Origin of the sequence: Anoxybacillus andreesenii (assembly GCF_030813005.1) — a bacterium.
GTDB classification, from domain to species: domain Bacteria; phylum Bacillota; class Bacilli; order Bacillales; family Cytobacillaceae; genus Robertmurraya; species Robertmurraya andreesenii.
On sequence record NZ_JAUSTU010000006.1, the window covers coordinates 54,459 to 71,646 of the forward strand.

21 protein-coding genes are annotated in these 17,188 nt (G+C 41.5%); 13 read left to right on the forward strand and 8 right to left on the reverse strand.

What is annotated here, in order from left to right:
- Positions 1–42: 42 nt before the first annotated feature.
- Positions 43–318 (forward strand): YutD family protein, encoded by a 276-nt coding sequence (locus tag J2S07_RS07875; protein ID WP_307150016.1) that lies wholly within the window; start codon positions 43–45, stop codon positions 316–318.
- Positions 319–352: 34 nt separating this feature from the next.
- Here J2S07_RS07875 and J2S07_RS07880 read toward each other — a convergent pair whose 3' ends face one another.
- From J2S07_RS07880 to glpX, 3 genes are all read right to left on the reverse strand, one after another.
- On the reverse strand, positions 353–658 hold the full coding sequence (locus J2S07_RS07880; RefSeq protein ID WP_307149876.1) for a hypothetical protein: 306 nt from the start codon (positions 656–658) through the stop codon (positions 353–355).
- A 304-nt stretch (positions 659–962) separates the two neighbouring features.
- Positions 963–1,229: a DUF3055 domain-containing protein gene (locus tag J2S07_RS07885; RefSeq protein WP_307149877.1), complete on the reverse strand. Its 267-nt coding sequence runs from the start codon at positions 1,227–1,229 to the stop codon at positions 963–965.
- An 11-nt stretch (positions 1,230–1,240) separates the two neighbouring features.
- Positions 1,241–2,212: a class II fructose-bisphosphatase gene (glpX, locus tag J2S07_RS07890; RefSeq protein WP_307149878.1), complete on the reverse strand. Its 972-nt coding sequence runs from the start codon at positions 2,210–2,212 to the stop codon at positions 1,241–1,243.
- Positions 2,213–2,408: 196 nt separating this feature from the next.
- Between glpX and J2S07_RS07895 the strand changes: the two genes are divergently transcribed.
- A complete protein-coding gene (locus J2S07_RS07895; RefSeq protein WP_307149879.1) occupies positions 2,409–2,846 on the forward strand; it encodes a DUF86 domain-containing protein in 438 nt (145 codons plus the stop codon).
- Positions 2,847–2,925: 79 nt separating this feature from the next.
- Positions 2,926–3,690: a TIGR01457 family HAD-type hydrolase gene (locus J2S07_RS07900; protein WP_307149880.1), complete on the forward strand. Its 765-nt coding sequence runs from the start codon at positions 2,926–2,928 to the stop codon at positions 3,688–3,690.
- A gap of 93 nt (positions 3,691–3,783) precedes the next feature.
- Here J2S07_RS07900 and J2S07_RS07905 read toward each other — a convergent pair whose 3' ends face one another.
- The gene (locus J2S07_RS07905) at positions 3,784–4,284 is read right to left on the reverse strand and encodes a phosphatidylglycerophosphatase A family protein (protein ID WP_307149881.1); all 501 of its coding nucleotides are present in this window, start codon (positions 4,282–4,284) and stop codon (positions 3,784–3,786) included.
- Positions 4,285–4,596: 312 nt separating this feature from the next.
- Here J2S07_RS07905 and yutH point away from each other — a divergent pair, with 312 nt between their 5' ends.
- The 5 genes from yutH to thrB all read left to right on the forward strand — a co-directional run bounded on the left by yutH (position 4,597) and on the right by thrB (position 10,155).
- Complete coding sequence (gene yutH / locus J2S07_RS07910; RefSeq protein WP_307149882.1) at positions 4,597–5,604, forward strand: spore coat putative kinase YutH; 1,008 nt, start codon at positions 4,597–4,599, stop codon at positions 5,602–5,604.
- A gap of 85 nt (positions 5,605–5,689) precedes the next feature.
- Complete coding sequence (locus J2S07_RS07915) at positions 5,690–6,658, forward strand: 2-hydroxyacid dehydrogenase (RefSeq protein WP_307149883.1); 969 nt, start codon at positions 5,690–5,692, stop codon at positions 6,656–6,658.
- Between the two features lie 223 nt (positions 6,659–6,881).
- A complete protein-coding gene (locus tag J2S07_RS07920; RefSeq protein WP_307149884.1) occupies positions 6,882–8,180 on the forward strand; it encodes a homoserine dehydrogenase in 1,299 nt (432 codons plus the stop codon).
- Complete coding sequence (gene thrC, locus J2S07_RS07925) at positions 8,177–9,241, forward strand: threonine synthase (protein ID WP_307149885.1); 1,065 nt, start codon at positions 8,177–8,179, stop codon at positions 9,239–9,241. Before J2S07_RS07920 ends, thrC begins: the two co-directional genes overlap by 4 nt.
- The gene (thrB, locus tag J2S07_RS07930; protein ID WP_307149886.1) at positions 9,238–10,155 is read left to right on the forward strand and encodes a homoserine kinase; all 918 of its coding nucleotides are present in this window, start codon (positions 9,238–9,240) and stop codon (positions 10,153–10,155) included. Before thrC ends, thrB begins: the two co-directional genes overlap by 4 nt.
- 44 nt (positions 10,156–10,199) lie before the next feature.
- On the opposite strand, the gene J2S07_RS07935 is transcribed toward thrB, so the two are convergent.
- Entirely contained in the window at positions 10,200–10,433 is a 234-nt protein-coding gene (locus J2S07_RS07935; RefSeq protein WP_307149887.1) for a NifU family protein, read from the reverse strand.
- Between the two features lie 154 nt (positions 10,434–10,587).
- Here J2S07_RS07935 and J2S07_RS07940 point away from each other — a divergent pair, with 154 nt between their 5' ends.
- Positions 10,588–10,914 (forward strand): YuzD family protein, encoded by a 327-nt coding sequence (locus J2S07_RS07940; protein WP_307149888.1) that lies wholly within the window; start codon positions 10,588–10,590, stop codon positions 10,912–10,914.
- A gap of 80 nt (positions 10,915–10,994) precedes the next feature.
- On the opposite strand, the gene J2S07_RS07945 is transcribed toward J2S07_RS07940, so the two are convergent.
- Positions 10,995–12,062, reverse strand: a complete 1,068-nt coding sequence (locus tag J2S07_RS07945) for an NAD(P)/FAD-dependent oxidoreductase (protein ID WP_307149889.1) — start codon at positions 12,060–12,062, stop codon at positions 10,995–10,997.
- Positions 12,063–12,354: 292 nt separating this feature from the next.
- Here J2S07_RS07945 and J2S07_RS07950 point away from each other — a divergent pair, with 292 nt between their 5' ends.
- Positions 12,355–12,594: a YuzB family protein gene (locus J2S07_RS07950; RefSeq protein WP_307149890.1), complete on the forward strand. Its 240-nt coding sequence runs from the start codon at positions 12,355–12,357 to the stop codon at positions 12,592–12,594.
- Between the two features lie 90 nt (positions 12,595–12,684).
- Here J2S07_RS07950 and J2S07_RS07955 read toward each other — a convergent pair whose 3' ends face one another.
- Positions 12,685–13,395, reverse strand: a complete 711-nt coding sequence (locus J2S07_RS07955) for a DUF2225 domain-containing protein (protein WP_307149891.1) — start codon at positions 13,393–13,395, stop codon at positions 12,685–12,687.
- A 206-nt stretch (positions 13,396–13,601) separates the two neighbouring features.
- Here J2S07_RS07955 and J2S07_RS07960 point away from each other — a divergent pair, with 206 nt between their 5' ends.
- Positions 13,602–13,961 (forward strand): HesB/IscA family protein, encoded by a 360-nt coding sequence (locus J2S07_RS07960; protein WP_307149892.1) that lies wholly within the window; start codon positions 13,602–13,604, stop codon positions 13,959–13,961.
- A gap of 38 nt (positions 13,962–13,999) precedes the next feature.
- On the opposite strand, the gene J2S07_RS07965 is transcribed toward J2S07_RS07960, so the two are convergent.
- Positions 14,000–14,995 carry an NAD(P)/FAD-dependent oxidoreductase gene (locus J2S07_RS07965; RefSeq protein ID WP_307149893.1) on the reverse strand — a complete coding sequence of 332 codons (996 nt, stop codon included), beginning with the start codon at positions 14,993–14,995 and terminating at the stop codon, positions 14,000–14,002.
- Positions 14,996–15,413: 418 nt separating this feature from the next.
- Here J2S07_RS07965 and J2S07_RS07970 point away from each other — a divergent pair, with 418 nt between their 5' ends.
- Positions 15,414–16,628 (forward strand): NAD(P)/FAD-dependent oxidoreductase, encoded by a 1,215-nt coding sequence (locus tag J2S07_RS07970; RefSeq protein WP_370872798.1) that lies wholly within the window; start codon positions 15,414–15,416, stop codon positions 16,626–16,628.
- Between the two features lie 192 nt (positions 16,629–16,820).
- On the forward strand, positions 16,821–17,147 hold the full coding sequence (locus tag J2S07_RS07975; RefSeq protein WP_307149895.1) for a YuiB family protein: 327 nt from the start codon (positions 16,821–16,823) through the stop codon (positions 17,145–17,147).
- Positions 17,148–17,188 lie beyond the last annotated feature (41 nt).

The following is a 17,188-nucleotide window of genomic DNA, read 5'->3' on the forward strand; positions in this document are numbered from 1 at the left end:
TCAGTTATAATGAATAAAGAGTGTTCTAATGGGGTGATAAAGTTGATCTGTGTCAATAATATTTGCTATGAGATCGTTGAGGAACGAGGAGAAGGCTTTAATGAGGAGGTCTTCTTAGGAAGATATAGCGAGATTTTAAATAAATATGATTATATCGTGGGGGATTGGGGTTACGGACAATTAAGGCTGAAGGGCTTCTACCATGATAAGAATCAAAAGGCGACCTTTGATACGAAAATAAGCACCTTTACCGAGTATATTTATGAATTCTGTAATTTTGGCTGCTCGTATTTTGTTTTAAGAAAGGTTGAAAAATGAAAGGCTATCAGTGGAAGGACCACTGATAGCTCTTTTATTTTTCTTGAGCCGTTTTGGATGGATCAGCAAATGGATCCGAGTTCTTCCCCTTTTCATCATGAGTTGGGTGGGCTCCTGCCATTTGTCTCGGAAGATCTTCATGTAGGCTCCTGTTCTCATAGGTGAAGTTACTGTAGAATTGCTGACCGGCCTTCCAGGGAGTTTCCTTATTCTGTACGGGGTCATTAGCATGAATCGGGGAGCCATATGCTCCTTCTGGGAATTCCTCAGCTGTGAGGAAATTTTTTTGTACCTCTACATTTGAAAAATCTGTGTAGACTGTCTTTTCTTCGTCATTCACCTTCACCACTCCTTTTTTCCTTATTGTTTACGAGAATGTTGAAAAAAGGGGAGGGAAATGCTGGTTAGATGCCTGTTGCCGGGATATTTCTGTACTTACGGTCTTCAATCCGCTAGTTAGATGCCCGTAGCAGGGAAAATTCAGCTCTGTCGGTAATCAAACTCTTGGTTAGATGCCTGTTGCCGGGATATTTCTGCACTTACGGTCATCAATCTGCTGGTTAGATGCCCATTGTAGCGATTTTTCTTCTCCGGAGGGCGCTCAAGTATGACTGTCCAAGAAAAAAGAAGGGTTCCACCCCTTCTCAAAGAATTTCATATAAAAAGGATCTTAACTCCTCGGCATCTTCTTCAGAAAGCTGGAAGGCATACTCCAGATAACCCTCTTCCTTCAAATCGTCCTCACCAATGATGGCAAAGCGGCTCCCTTGTAAATCGAGGACAATTTGCTTTCCATAGTGGCGATCCGATTGCACAATAGCCAAATCAAAGCGTGTATTGTCTCCCATGAAGCTAACGAAGCGAGTCTTTGTATTCTCTAAATCATCATATAAGAAAAACCTCTCAGACACAAAATCCCTCCTTAAATATTCATGATAAGATGTGGCTTGCTTTCCAAATGATGATGGGCCTTTATGTATCTTACTGTCTTTGTTTTACTGCGCATGACAATGGAATCTGTTTCCGCTAAATCTCCACCGAGGAAACGCACCCCATTGAGAAGCTCCCCACTTGATACACCCGTTGCGGCAAAAATCGCATCATCACCTGAAACTAAATCATTCAGCATTAATACTTGTCGAGGGTCCTTTAACCCCATTTTTCGACAACGTTTCTCTTCTTCAGGAGAATAAGGAACGAGACGTGCCTGCATATCTCCACCTAATGCTTTAATAGCAGCAGCCGAAATCACACCCTCAGGGGCTCCACCAATGCCAACAAAAAGATCCACACCAGTATGAGGCAAGGCTGTTGCAATAGCCGCACCCACATCTCCATCACCAAATAGCTTGACCCTAGCCCCTTTAGCACGGATTCTGTCAATCAGTTCCTCATGACGATCTCTTTCCTGAATAATAACCGTCAAATCCTGAATGCGTTTATTATTTGCTTTGGCAACGATATCAATCGTTTTTTCAATAGGATCGAGGAGGTTAATTAAGCCCGCAGCATTTTTTCCAACAGCGATTTTTTCCATATACATATCAGGAGCATGCAGCAACGTTCCTTTATCAGCAATCGCAATTACCGCCATTGCATTGTTATGCCCTTTTGCAACGATATTGGTACCTTCTAACGGGTCGACGGCAATATCGACCTTAGGACCATTTCCAGTGCCTAAGCGCTCCCCGATGTAAAGCATGGGCGCCTCGTCCAATTCTCCTTCACCTATAACAACAATTCCGTCCATATTAACGGAATCAAACATTTTTCTCATGGCGTTTGTTGCTGCCTCGTCTGCCTCATTTTTCTTGCCTCTCCCCATCCACTGTGCAGAAGCAAGAGCAGCAGCCTCGGTTACTCGAACAATTTCTAATGCTAGTTCCCGTTCCAAAAACATTTCCTCCATTCAACTCGAGTTACTTCTCTATCTTAACAGAAATGAAGAAAAGATGGTCTTGAAAAATGGTTTGTCTCGTTTGGGAAATATACGATGGATAAGAAATATGCTACAATTGTGGTAGTATACGAAATAATAAGGGCTAGAGAACAAACGCTGCCGCAACTAAATAGCAAAAGGAACTGATGATATGTACTTTGTTGACAGAGAAAAAATAGATGGCATCCTGGATTTTATTGAGAAACAGCTTTCTCTTCTTGAAACGATGGAAAATTGGGAAACACCTATTGAAAAAGCAGCTCTTGAACGAATTTGTCATACGATCATTGAAGGGATTCTGGATGTTGGCAATGCGATGATTGACGGGTTCATTATGCGCGATCCTGGCAGCTATGAGGACATTATAGATATTCTCTTAGATGAGAGGGTCATCTCTGGTGAATTGAGCGCTTGTTTAAAGGCGATCATCCCTTATCGCAAGCAGTTGGTTCAGGAGTATACAGACGTTCAACATTTGGAGATTCACACAGCTTTTGCTAAGCAACATCCAATGCTAAAAAAGTTTGCTCCCATGGTTCGGGAGTATCTGCTGAACGAATTAGGTCCTGTTACAGCATTTAGAAATTAAGTCAAAACGCTCAAGTAGGGGCGTTTTTGTATTTTTGCTTCTTAAGATGGGGCAATCTATTTCATAGGAGTGATGAATGGTGAAAAAATATAAAGGCTATTTAATTGATTTAGATGGAACGATGTATAGAGGAACTGAGCTTATTGAGGAAGCGGCGGATTTTATAAAAAGATTAAACGAAAAAAATATTCCCTACCTTTTTGTAACAAATAACTCCTCTCGGACTCCCGCACAGGTGGCAGAAAAGCTGAGAAAATTTACGATACCAGCAGAGGAAGAGCAGGTATTTACAACAAGTCAGGCAACGGCCAATTATATACATAATCTTAAGAACGATGCCTCTGTCTATGTGATCGGTGAAGAGGGGATTCGTTCTGCCATTGAAGAAAAGGGCTTGAGCTTTGCAGAAGAGCAGGCAGACTTCGTGGTAGTGGGGATTGACCGTACCATTAGCTATGAAAAATTGGCAATCGGCTGTCTAGCCGTACGAAATGGAGCAACCTTCATTTCCACCAATGGCGATATCGCCATCCCGACGGAAAGAGGATTGCTGCCTGGAAATGGCTCCTTAACCTCTGTGATTACCGTTTCTGCTCAAACGCAGCCGATTTTTATCGGAAAGCCAGAGTCGATCATAATGGAACAGGCCCTCGCCGTGCTAGGAACAAGCAAAGAGGAGACCTTGATGGTTGGGGATAACTATGATACAGATATTATGGCAGGGATTAATGCCGGCATGGATACGTTACTTGTGCATACAGGGGTTACGAAAAAGGAGCATTTATCCCGATACGAGGTGCAGCCGACCTATGTGGTCGACTCTTTGGATGAGTGGGAGATATGATCAATAAGTGATATCGGTCAAAATTGAGATATATCGGCGGAAAATGGAATATATCGGCGAAACACAAAAGGGCGGGAGATTCTCCCGCCTTACTTATTCAGCATTTGCTGCACGGTGAGCAAGCCGGCTGGAGGCAGCGGCTGCGATGGCGCCGACTATGTCATCAAGAAAGGTATTGCATACCCCTGATGATTTATCATTTAATTTTTCCAGTATGCCTGGCTTCATTTTGTCAATAAACCCATAATTCGTAAATCCAATCGAACCATATACATTCACGATTGAAAAAGCTAGGATTTCATCCACACCATAAAGGCTCTCATCTGTTTCGAGCATGGACTGCAAGGGCTCCTCAAGCAATCCCTTATCTGTTAACATATCCAACTGTATCCCTGTTAAAATCGCGTTTTGGACCTCTCGTTTTGCAAGGACCCGCTCCACATTATCGATGCAATCCTTCATTTGTAAATTAGGGTGATATTTTTCTTGAAGATAAAAAACAAGGTCTGCAATATCTTGAATTTCAACTCCTCTTTCCTGCAGCCATTTTCTCGCCGTTTTTCCTACCATATCTAAGCTTCTTTTCTCTGACATTTGCGCCACCCTTTCCAATAACTATTGCTTGGCTTAATAATTCTATTTACTTAGAATATGCAGAAGCTGATCGATTTATCATCAGGCAATCCCCTAACTAAAGAACAAGTTTCGCAAATTTCCACATATACATGATTTTAGGGATTGGCTGTGTTATTTTCAATGTTGATATAGCCTTCTGTGTATGTTGTGAACGGGTTTTATTCGGTACGAATAGCGTAGTCGTAGTGAACACATACACAGAAGGCGGTATCATGCTCACATAAAGTTAACAGAGCCTAAGGACTAAATAGGCGGTAGGTGGTGCAAAAAATGCTCCAACGTTTATTACATCAAAAATTCAGGATTCAAGCCCCTAGAGAAATTAGAATTGGACCTTATGAGGCCTGTCAAAATGAACAAAACATCTATTTATTAATACCTACTCAAAATATGGAGGAAAATTTCCTTTTGGAACTCGATCATTTAGCTAAACATTTAGCTGATACTGGGGATTCAGGTGTGTACCAGTTCCTTAAATCACAGGATGGGAATAGTGTGATCAAGTGGGAAAACAGCCAATATTGCGTTCTCAGCAAAAAAAACGTTGATCGTCGCCCTGTTAAACAAATCGGAAGAAAACTAGCCAAATTTCATGCAAGGGGAAGAACGGTACCCTTTGAGGTACGCAGTATCAATCGGATTGGAATGTGGAAAACCTTTTGGGAGCAAAGGCTTGATCAGATGGAGAAGGTGTGGAATAGTAAGCTTTTTCAAGCCCCAGAAAATGAGTTTGAAAGACTGTTCATCGAGTCATTTCCATATTATATGGGCCTCGCTGAAAATGCGATTCAATACTTAAGCGATACCGAACAGGATGATGACCCAGCGGCAATCGATAGCGGTACCATTTGTCATCAGCATTTTTCCTCACGTACATGGGGGGAAAAGCTGTTGATCAAGAACCCCTTTGATTGGGTATTTGATCACGGGACAAGGGATTTAGCGGAATGGACGAGGGATTGCTACTTCCGTAATATCAAAACCTATGAACCGGAAGTGAGCCAGTTTTTTCAAGACTATGCAAGTATCTCGATGTTGTCATCCTTCTCTTGGAGGCTTTTGTATGCGCGGTTATTATTTCCGCTTCATTACTTTGAAAGTGTAGAGGAATACCATATCACGACATCGGAGCAAGAGCGACATCTACAGGAAGAAAAATTAAAGAAATGTGTCGAACAATCACGTGAATATGAAGAATTTTTAAGAGACTTTTATCGTATCGCACGGGTTCCTGTCAGAAGAATGAATATCCCGAGCGTCGAATGGCTTCAAAGGTAAGATGCTTTTCATCCTTTTTCTTTTTCCCTATAATAATATTGGAAGACTCAGAAATCACAGCATGAGGAAAAAGGAGAAGAAGCAGATGAAGCCATATATTTTTATTACGAGAAAACTACCTGATGAAGCCGTAGAACCATTGAAAAATAAATATGAAGTAACAATGTGGGATAAAGAGGACGTCGCTGTTCCCCGTTCCGTGTTACTTGAAGAAGCAAAAAAGGCAGATGCCTTATTGACTATGCTTTCAGATAAAATAGATGAGGAAATTTTTTCGGTAGGTGAGAATCTTAAAGTTGTGGCCAATCTAGCAGTTGGCTATGATAATATCGATATTCAGAAAGCTTCAGAGCATGGCGTGGCCGTTTGCAATACACCGGATGTCTTAGCGGATACGACGGCGGATTTAACCTTTGCTCTATTAATGGCAACAGCAAGAAGAATTGTAGAGGCAGCGGAGTTTGTCAAAGAGGGAAAATGGAAAAGCTGGGCCCCGCTTTTACTAGCTGGACATGATATCCACCACAAGACAATTGGAATTGTTGGAATGGGGAGCATTGGTTCAACCGTTGCAAAAAGGGCAAAGGGCTTTGATATGAATATCCTCTATCATAACCGCTCGAGAAAAATGGACGTGGAAGCGGAGCTTGGGGCCATCTATTGTTCGTTCGATGAATTGGTTGAGTCCGCAGATTTCATTGTATGCTTAACTCCATTAACTGCAGAAACAAAGGATCTGTTTACAAAGGATGTCTTTAAGAAAATGAAAAAGACAGCCATCTTCATTAATGCTTCTCGTGGCCCTGTCGTCAATGAAGAGGACCTTTATCAAGCACTTGAAGCGAGCGATATCGCTGCTGCCGGGTTGGATGTGTTCGAACAAGAACCGATTGACCCTGCTCATCCATTATTGAAGCTGCCAAATGTCGTGGCACTACCTCATATTGGAAGTGCTTCGATCGAAACAAGAATGGATATGATGAATATGTGTGTGGAGAATATTGACTTGGTTTTATCTGGTCAAGAATCAAAGACTCGCGTGAATAAAAAATAGGTGGTAGAGAAGCTGATCTCATCGTGAGGTCAGTTTTTTTTGATCCTTCACAGTATGAAGAAAAAATCAAGTGGATCAAAAGTTTTGTAGGGGAAGGGATAAAGCGGTTTCACGCATTTTGCTTGGCGATTTTACTATTGTAAAAATTGTCTTCTCCATCTATAATGTCTACTATACAAATACAGTTGTTTTTCTAGGGAGAACAAGGACGGAGGGGAAAGAGATGGAAGCAATTTCGATTGGATTGTTAGGCTTGGGTACAGTCGGTTCGGGTGTTGTCAAAATCATTGAAAACCATCAGGAAAAGCTTTTGCATCAAATCGGCTGTCCAATCAAGATAAATAAAGTGCTCGTTACAGATTTAACTAAGAAGAGAGACATTGAGCTTAGCCTCGATTTGCTCACAACGAATGCATTGGATATTATTGATAATCCTAATATTGATGTCGTTGTTGAGGTCATGGGCGGGGTAGAGGAAACAAGAAGATACCTATTGCAAGCCTTAAAAAATAAAAAGCATGTGGTGACGGCTAATAAGGATTTAATGGCAGAGCATGGTTCAGAGCTGTTAACCGCTGCAGCCGAAAATGGCTGTGATTTCTTCTATGAGGCGAGTGTCGCTGGAGGTATCCCTATCCTTAGAAGTCTTGTCGAGGGATTATCCTCGGACCATATTACGAAGATGATGGGGATCGTCAATGGAACGACCAACTATATCTTAACCAAAATGAGTAAGCAGGGAAGCCCATATGAAGTAGCTTTAAAGGAAGCACAGGAGCTTGGCTATGCAGAAGCGGATCCAACCTCGGATGTGGAGGGTCTTGATGCAGCGAGGAAAATGGCTATTCTCGCTACGCTCGGTTTTTCCATGAAAATTGATTTAGAGGATGTAAAGGTTCAAGGAATCACTCATATTACAGAAGAGGATCTTCAATATGCCAAGCAGCTTGGATACACGATGAAGCTGATAGGAATCGCTGTGCTCGAGGATGACAAGGTTGAGGTGAGCGTGCAACCGACTCTTCTTTCTGATTCCCATCCACTGGCCTCTGTGAACAATGAGTTTAATGCTGTTTATGTATATGGAGAAGCAGTTGGAGAGACGATGTTTTACGGTCCAGGAGCAGGGAGCCTGCCAACAGCCACATCTATTGTCGCTGATTTAGTCGTTGTGATGAAGAACATGGTGCTTGGAGTGAATGGTAAGAGAATTATTACTCCTCAACACGAGAAGAAGTTAAAGAAACCTGCTGAGATCTATTCTAAATATTTCTTGAGAATTCATGCAAAGGATGAGCTTGGGGTGTTTGCAAATATTACCTCGATTTTCTCCCATCATGGTGTAAGCCTAGAGAAAATCCTCCAGCTCCCAGTAAAGGAAAAAGGCATTGCAGAGATTGTATTAGTTACTCACAATGCATCTCTTCAGGCATATGAAGATGTTCAAGCAGAATTAGAGGCTTTACAATCCGTACATCATATTAAGAGCTCTTATCGGGTAGAAGGGAATGGCAATTCATGAGGTGGAATGGTTTATTAGATGAATATAAAGAATTTTTACCAGTTAATGAGAATACACCAAAACTAACATTGAATGAAGGAAATACACCTCTCATTAAGCTAGAACGACTTTCTGAGGAGTGGGGAGTCGAGCTCTATGTGAAGACCGAGGGAACGAATCCGACAGGCTCCTTCAAGGATCGGGGAATGGTCATGGCCGTCGCCAAGGCGAAGGAAGAGGGAAGCGATACGATCATTTGTGCATCAACAGGAAATACTTCAGCAGCGGCTGCAGCTTATGCAGCCCGAGCAGGAATGAGATGCATTGTTGTCATTCCCGAGGGGAAAATTGCCATGGGCAAGCTCGCTCAAGCGGTCATGTATGGGGCTGAGATTGTTTCAATTGAAGGGAACTTCGATGAAGCGCTGAAAATGGTTCGCAATATTAGTGAAAAAGAACCGATTACCTTGGTAAATTCGGTGAATCCATATCGTCTAGAGGGTCAAAAAACCGGTGCCTTTGAAATCTGTGATCAGCTTGGTGGAAAAGCTCCTGATGTTCTGGCGATTCCAGTAGGGAATGCGGGAAATATTAGTGCCTACTGGAAAGGCTTCAAGGAATATCACGAGGCAAAAAATACAGGATTACCAAAAATTCACGGCTTTGAAGCAGAGGGTGCAGCCGCAATTGTTCGCAATCAGGTGATTGAAAACCCTGAGACGATTGCAACGGCGATCCGGATTGGAAATCCAGCAAGCTGGCATTTGGCTACCGCTGCTGCCGACGAATCGAAAGGAATCATTGATGAAGTAAGTGACGATGAAATCATCAATGCTTATAAAAAAATTGCTCGTACAGAAGGAATTTTTGCTGAACCAGGTTCATGTGCTTCGTTGGCGGGACTGTACAAGCATATTCAAAATGGAAAAATCGCAAAGGGTAGCACAGTTGTAGCAATTTTGACCGGAAATGGCCTGAAGGATCCGAATACAGCGATCGATTACAGCTCCATTAAACCAGTGCTTCTTCCTAATGATGAGGAGGCAGTTGCCAGGCACATTAGGGGAGTTGTTCATGCATGAATGAGGGCGACATGTTAACGATCCAGGTTCCGGGAAGTACAGCCAATTTGGGCCCGGGATTTGATTCTATTGGCTTGGCGGTAAATTTATATTTGCGACTTGAGGTGGAGAGAGCGGATCAATGGGAGGTTATCCCATGCTCAAAAAAACTTCAAGTCTTTCCAAAGGATGAGAGCAATTTCGTTATTCAGGTTGCTCTCCAAACCGCTGCAAAATTCAATCAATCACTACCATCCTGCAGGATAAAAATGACGAGTGATATTCCTCTTGCCCGTGGCTTAGGTTCGAGTGCAGCTGCGATCGTTGCTGGAATTGAACTTGCGAATGCCCTTTGTCATTTAGAATTGACCAATGAGGAGAAATTCCGTCTAGCGACCTCGATTGAGGGCCATCCAGACAATGTCGGGGCGAGCCTTTTTGGAGGATTGGTGGTCGGGGTACAGCTGGATGATTCAGTGGAAGCGGTGGTCTATCGTGACCTTGAGTTTGATCTAATTGCCGTTGTTCCGAAACAGGAGCTCCTAACAAAGGAATCCCGAGGCGTGCTACCGAGCCAGCTACCTTACTCTGAGTCTGTTCAGGCAGGTGCGATTGCGAACGTCATGATTGCGGCACTCCTTAGAGGGGATTATGCTTTAGCCGGTAGGATGATGGCAAAAGACCTGTACCATCAGCCATATCGGAGAGCCCTCGTTCCACATTTACAGGAAATTGAGAATCTTGCCTATGAGCTTGGAGCTTTTGGTGTGGCCTTAAGCGGGGCCGGCCCGACGGTCGTCTGCTGCTATGAAAAAGGACAAGGAGATAAGTTACAACAGAAGCTGCAAAGTCATAATCCAGAAATGATCTACCATCAACTACAAATTGACCAGATCGGAAGTCAGATACAGATTCAAAAATGTGAATATAAATAAAAAAACGATCCCGCGCTCATGCGGAATCGTTTTACTTTTATCGATTAGAATACTTGTTCAACTTCAACTACGCCAGGTACTTCTTCTAAAAGCGCTCGCTCAATCCCAGCCTTTAATGTAATGGTGGAGCTTGGGCAGGACCCACATGCACCTAATAAACGTAATTTCACAATGCCATCTTCTACATCTACTAATTCACAGTCGCCACCGTCACGAAGAAGGAATGGGCGCAATTTATCTAATACATCTTGCACTTGTTCAAATATTTGCTCAGCCATCGTAATCGCTCCTTTCTTTATCCCTATTATAATGACTTCCGACAAAAAAATCTATCTAAAAGACCCTTTTCCAGACACTTGCAACAGACCTAATATTGGGAATTTATGTTGCAGCTATTGTAGAATAGGATTTAGATATAGGGGAGGGAGCAAAGTGGAGAAAAAAGAAGTGGAAATATTGGTTTATGGTGCGGAACAACTCTGTCCTAGCTGTGTCAATCTCCCATCTTCAAAGGAGACCTATGAATGGCTAGAGGCGGCAGTGGGGAGGAAATTTCCCAATCAAGCCTTTAAGATTACCTATGTAGATATTTATGATCCGCCCTCAGATGAGTCGAAAAGGGAATTTGCACAGCGTGTGATCGAGGAAGATATGTTTTATCCTATCGTATTAATCGAGGATAAAATTGTAGGGGAAGGGAATCCGCGGTTAAAAACGATTTTTTCAGAAATGGAAAGGCATGGCTATACACCAAGCTAAAATGAAGGAAGCGCCGATCACAAAGATCAGCGCTTTTTTGATAAGACTCTTTTTTTAGACATAGCAAAATAAGACTACTATCAGCCTTTATGGAACTTATACATCCACAGAATACCTGATTTAAGCAATCGAGCCACCCTACCTGTGATTGGTCGATCAGCGACAACTCCAAATCCGTGTTTTTTTCCTAAGGATCCGAGTACCCCTTTTAGCTTAATCGTTGGCAAGGTTTCTGGGAGTTCTTCATTTTTCCAGCGTTTGAGCAATACATCCACAATTTGCTCTGCCTGTCCCTCTGCAAGCTGTGCGCTTGGAGCATGCGGCAGGCTGGCACAGTCACCGACTACATAGACATGCTCATTATTAGGTATATTATGATAAGGTGTTAAAATAATTCTTCCCTGTTTGTCCTTTTCGGCATCCATTTCACGCACAACCTTGCATGGCTGAATGCCAGCAGTCCACACAATAATGTCGCTGTCAATTGGTTCGTGGTGGTTATATAGCCGATTGGCTTCCACCCTTGTGATATTAGAAGTATTGACAATTTCAACACCATGATTATCAAACCAATTTTCAACATATGTGCTAAGACGAACTGGGAAGGCGGAAAGGATATAGTTTCCTCTGTCAAAAAGCTTTATCTTCAAATCGGGTCTGCTTTCATTTAGCTCACTTGCTAATTCAACCCCACTTAAACCAGCGCCAACGATACTGACTACAGAGCCTGGTGCAAGATTATTTAGAGCCTGATAGGTTTCTCTAGATTTCTCTATCGATTGGATACTATAGGTAAATTCCTCTGCACCTGGTACATTGTGGTATTTGTCTTCACAGCCTAGACCGATAATTAAATCATCATAGGATAGCGGTTCAGCATCCTTTAAATAGATTTTTTTCTCGTCAAGGCGAATGTCTGTAACCTCCCCATAGAGAATATGCAATCTTGGATCCTCTGGAAATGGTACGCGAATATGCTGGTCTGAAATGGTTCCGGCAGCCAACGCATAGTACTCTGTCTTCAGGCAGTGATAAGGTGTCTTATCTACTAATGTGATTGATACGTCTTCTGGGAGTTCATTTGGCAAAAGACGAGATAGGATTTTCATTCCCCCGTATCCTCCGCCCAAAATCACTAAGTTCTTCATTTTTTATCCCCTTTTGCAACTCTATTAGCTGACTAATTCTATCTCTATTAATTTTTCTAAAATGATATTAAATTAATTCGAAAAAATGCTTTAAGGTCACCCAAAGTATAACGAAATTGTGACAAAATCACAACATATTCATGACAACTTTTCGACGAGAATTAGAAAGGATCTGTCGTAAATTGTCGTTCAATGGCAAACGTTAAACTTGCCAATTTCAATAAAATTGCTATGATGAATTTCATAAGCTTTGTTCAGCTTACTCTAGTAGTACCTCAGAGGTGAAATAGAATTGTTAAAACCTATTATAGAATTTTGCATCAGCAATCTGGCTAACGGGTCTCAACAAGCATTGGAGAAGCTTGAAAAGGATCCGAATTTAGATATTATCGAGTACGGCTGCCTAAGCTACTGTGGCAAATGTGCAACGTCATTATATGCTTTAGTTGAGGGAGAGGTCGTGACAGGAGAAACCCCAGATGAGCTGGTAGAGAATATCTATCGACATTTAGAGGAAAACCCAATGTTTTAAAGGAAAGGCTCTCTTCTCAAACGAAAGCAGCCAAAAGAAAAGTGGTGTACTAAAGGGAATGACTACCTGAAAAAGTACACCACTTTTTTTCTAGCTTTCGGACTGCATATTTTCTTGCTCTTTCTGCATGTCTCTTATTTCGTACCACCGTTCCTTTGCCATTTCGACGGTAGTTGCTTCCGTTGTACTCTTTTGATTTTCGATGACTTTGGAGAAATATTTCACAGCCTGTTCGATATTGCCTATCCGACGGGAAAGCTCACCAATTAAATACAGCATACGAACCTCGGTTACCTGAGTTCCTTTGTAATCATCTGCCATGTAGGAATCCATGTATTCCTTCAGGGCCAAATTGGTAAATCGTCGTTCCTGTTCTTTGTTTTCAAGCGACCGATAAAGCCAGGCGAGTCGCATATATAAGCCCGAAATGATAATATGCTTCTCCTTCTTCAAAGTTCCACAGAATGCAGCAAGCTTGTAGGTTTGGATAGCGGAATTCACATTTCGCTCTCCTCCAAAGTCCTGAGAAACCCACTGTTCACAAACCTTCTGCATGATGACTTCCTTTGTTCCTGGTGCGAAGTATGGTTGGAAATCTTCAGAAAAGGAAAAACCACAATGAGGACAAACCTTTACGTAGTAGAAAAGAGGGTTCGCTTCTTCCGATGAGTAGGTAGGACAGAAATCAGTATCGTAATGTGTTACCTTTACAAATCGAGAACGAACCTTTTTGGAGGTAAAGGGTTGTTTGCACATGAGACATTCATATTTTTTATCATATAAAGGAAGTAATTCAGCCATCATAACACCTTCTTTTGCAAAGTCTGGAGAGGTCTAGAAATATATAGTACCTTAATTATAGCGTATAATCATAAGGAAAGGACCATTTTCACTGATAAAAATCCCCATATTCGAGATTATAATGCTGTCTAGTTGAGGAACTGTTGATTGCTGTATATACTAATAGTAAGATGAGCTACTGGATTATATAATTGGGAGGTAGGAACATGGATATTGTAACGATTACAGAAGCTGCTGCTTTGCAAATAAAGGATATGATGAAGGAAAATGAGGAAGAGGGAGCATTCCTTCGCGTAGCAATTCAAGGTGGCGGCTGCAGTGGGCTTTCCTATGGAATGGGCTTTGCCCACGAGGTTGAGGATGGGGACACAGAATTTGAACAATATGGAATCAAAATTCTTGTTGATAAGGACAGTGCCCCAGCTTTGAAAGGGACGAAGATCGACTACAAGCAATCACTTATGGGTGGCGGCTTTACGATCGATAATCCGAATGCCATTGCATCATGCGGCTGTGGCTCTTCATTTAGAACTGCGACAAACGAGGGGACTCCAGAAAACTGTTAAAACCAAAAAGCAAAGCCGTCGGGCTTTGCTTTTCCAATTTATTTGAACATTGAAGAGCTGTGAAGCGGCTGAGCTTTTGCCTTTGGATCAATATAGGTTTTGGCATTGTTGATCGCCGTTGGGGCTTCACCAAATCCGCTAGCGATGAGCTTAACCTTGCCATCGTAGGTACAAATATCTCCGGCAGCATAAATCCCAGGAATATTCGTTTCCATCTTAGAGTTAACGACAATGGAGTTCTTTTCAATTTCAAGACCCCATTCTTTAATTGGTCCAAGTGAAGAAACGAATCCATAGTTACAAATAACTGCATCCACATCAAGAGTTTCCTTCGCATCCCCGTTTGCATCCTGAAGAACGACCTGCTTGATGCCGCTAATATCTCCAATTAACTCAACAAGAACATAAGGTGTTTTGATGTCTACCTTTGAATTTTGTAAGTTCTCAACACTGTGCTCATGTGCACGGAATTTATCACGTCGATGAACAATCGTTACTTTCTCTGCGATTGGCTCAAGCATGAGCGCCCAGTCCACAGCAGAGTCGCCACCACCAAAAACGACAACCTTTTTTCCTGCAAACTGGTTAAGGTCATCAATAAAATAATGGAGATTCTTGCCTTCATATTGTATAGCGTTTTCAAGTTCTAAACGACGAGGCTGGAATGCACCGTTTCCAGCGGTAATGATCACGGTTTTTGTATAATGGATTTCTTTATTTGTTGTTAATTTAAAAACATTGTCATCTTGCTTCTCAATTTTCTCGACAGATTGTTCCAAGACGATCGCTTGCTCGAATTTCGACATTTGTTCTTTTAGGTTATTAACTAGTTCCTGTGCACGAACCTTTGGAAAACCAGCAACGTCATATATGTATTTTTCTGGGTATAACGCCGAAAGCTGTCCGCCAAGCTGTGGTAGGCTCTCAATAATTTTCACAGTTGCTTGTCTCATCCCACCATAGAAAGCGGTGAATAGTCCTACTGGTCCACCACCAATAATGGTCACATCATATATCTTTTTGTCTTCTTTCATTCCGAATCCCCCCAAACTGAATAGTACAAATCCATCCTATATATTACCACAAATAGTTTAAAACTAACATTCTGTCCTTTGAAATCTCAAACATTTCCTATGAATAAGTCAGATATCAAAATAAAAAACAATATAAAGGGAGGGGGGGATTAGTTTTTAAAAGATTCTAAAAATATAGACACTATAAATATGCTGGATATCATATTTTTTTACTTGAAATTAAGATTGAAAAGGCATATCATGGATTTGAGATAAGATGTTAAATTTCTGTGACGATTTTTCGACATTTTTTTGAAATTAATAGTGAAATTCATCACATACTTTTTTATATCTATACTACTATATTTTTCTATTGTGGTGAAGCTAAGAAAAAGAGTACAGAACATAAAATAAAACAAAAAAGGTGGAAGTGATCACTTTGAGAAAGCAAAAAATCGTAATTTTAGGAGCAGGTTATGGTGGCCTGATGACAGCAACACAATTACAAAAAGGTATGGGTATGAACGAGGTTGAGATCCAGCTTGTTAACAAGAATGATTATCACTACGAGACAACCTGGTTACATGAAGCCTCTGCAGGCACTCTACACCATGATCGCGTTCGTTACAATATTAGAGATGTTATCGATCGTAATAAGGTCGAGTTTATTCAAGGAACTGTTGTCGAAATCAAAACGGAAGATAAGAAGGTCATCCTTGAGGAAGGGGAGCTTCCATATGATTATCTTGTTGTATCGGTTGGAGCCGAGTCGGAAACCTTTGGGATCAAGGGCTTAAAGGAATATGCATTTTCGATTGTTAACGTCGATGCTGCCCGTCAAATCCGCGAACATATTGAGTATCAATTCGCAACCTATAATACAGAAGTAGAGAAAAAGGAAGAACGATTAACCATTGTTGTCGGTGGGGCAGGATTTACAGGAATTGAGTTTCTAGGGGAGCTTGCAAATCGTGTTCCTGAGCTTTGCAAAGAATATGATATCGATCCACTAAAAGTGAAAATTATTTGTGTCGAAGCTGCACCAACGGTATTGCCTGGTTTTGATCCTGATCTAGTGAACTATGCGATGGCCCAATTGGAAAGAAAAGGTGTCACCTTCATGATTGGTACGGCAGTGAAGGAAGCAACTGAAACAGGGATTATCGTTGGCAAGGGTGAAGATGAAGTTGAAGAAATTAAAGCTGGAACAGTTGTCTGGGCTGCAGGTGTGAGAGGAAACTCCATTATCGAGAAATCTGGTTTTGAGGCTATGCGTGGCCGTGTGAAGGTCCAACCAGATTTAAGAGCTCCTGGTCATGAGGATGTCTTCATTATTGGTGATTGCTCATTAGTCATCAATGAGGAAATTAATCGTCCATACCCACCAACAGCACAAATTGCAATGCAGCAAGGTATTGTCTGTGCCCGCAATCTACTTGCTCTTATTCGGGGTAAGGAGCTAGAGGCCTTTAAGGCAGATATTAAAGGAACGGTTTGCTCATTAGGGGAAGATGATGCGATTGGGGTTGCTTTTGGTAAGAAAATGAAGGGTGGAACCGCATCCTTCATGAAGAAAATGATTGATAACCGAGCACTCCTTATGATTGGTGGACCATCCCTCGTATTGAAAAAGGGGAAATTTAATCTATTATAAAGAAGGTTCTTTTATCAAATATTGTTGCTTTAAAATAATAAACGGTAGGCTAAATGAAAAAAATCCCTAAATTAAAATGCTCCGAGCCTTCGGGGCATTTTTGTTTAACGGATAGCTTTGTCTTTTCTGTTGACTCTTAAAATGCCTTTCGATTACACTTAGAGTTGATGCTAAGGGAGGCTTGGACACGAAATGAGTATTTATGCCGTGCCAATAACAATCGTTTCGATGTTATTATTTTTCGTTTTATTTTTTGGAATTGGGTTTATTCTAAATATGCTTCTCAGAATGACTTGGATTATGGCTATTATTTATCCTATTGTTGTGATTTTATTTGTTGATAAGGTGAGATTTTCCCAGTATTTCACAAACACAAAATCTGCCTTTCAAGACCTAATGGTAAGTTTCGCTAATATTGCTTTGTTAGATATTTTGATATTAAGCAGCGGTTTGGCTGGTGCGATTGTCGCGGGCATTACTATCCGAATATTACGTAAAAGGGGCTATCAGATGTTTTAAGCCTTATATAAGAACGAAGGAACCTCCACTTTTTGTGGGGG

Excerpts from the sequence above, each read along its gene's own strand:
- J2S07_RS07955 (WP_307149891.1), bottom strand. The coding sequence starts at position 13,395 with ATGGCTGAATTACTTCCTTTATATGATAAAAAATATGAATGTCTCATG.
- J2S07_RS07975 (WP_307149895.1), top strand. The coding sequence starts at position 16,821 with ATGAGTATTTATGCCGTGCCAATAACAATCGTTTCGATGTTATTATTT.
- J2S07_RS07945 (WP_307149889.1), bottom strand. The coding sequence starts at position 12,062 with ATGAAGAACTTAGTGATTTTGGGCGGAGGATACGGGGGAATGAAAATC.
- J2S07_RS07915 (WP_307149883.1), top strand. The coding sequence starts at position 5,690 with ATGAAGCCATATATTTTTATTACGAGAAAACTACCTGATGAAGCCGTA.
- J2S07_RS07920 (WP_307149884.1), top strand. The coding sequence starts at position 6,882 with ATGGAAGCAATTTCGATTGGATTGTTAGGCTTGGGTACAGTCGGTTCG.
- thrC (WP_307149885.1), top strand. The coding sequence starts at position 8,177 with ATGAGGTGGAATGGTTTATTAGATGAATATAAAGAATTTTTACCAGTT.
- thrB (WP_307149886.1), top strand. The coding sequence starts at position 9,238 with ATGAATGAGGGCGACATGTTAACGATCCAGGTTCCGGGAAGTACAGCC.
- J2S07_RS07895 (WP_307149879.1), top strand. The coding sequence starts at position 2,409 with ATGTACTTTGTTGACAGAGAAAAAATAGATGGCATCCTGGATTTTATT.
- J2S07_RS07935 (WP_307149887.1), bottom strand. The coding sequence starts at position 10,433 with ATGGCTGAGCAAATATTTGAACAAGTGCAAGATGTATTAGATAAATTG.
- J2S07_RS07905 (WP_307149881.1), bottom strand. The coding sequence starts at position 4,284 with ATGTCAGAGAAAAGAAGCTTAGATATGGTAGGAAAAACGGCGAGAAAA.
- J2S07_RS07960 (WP_307149892.1), top strand. The coding sequence starts at position 13,602 with ATGGATATTGTAACGATTACAGAAGCTGCTGCTTTGCAAATAAAGGAT.
- yutH (WP_307149882.1), top strand. The coding sequence starts at position 4,597 with ATGCTCCAACGTTTATTACATCAAAAATTCAGGATTCAAGCCCCTAGA.
- J2S07_RS07965 (WP_307149893.1), bottom strand. The coding sequence starts at position 14,995 with ATGAAAGAAGACAAAAAGATATATGATGTGACCATTATTGGTGGTGGA.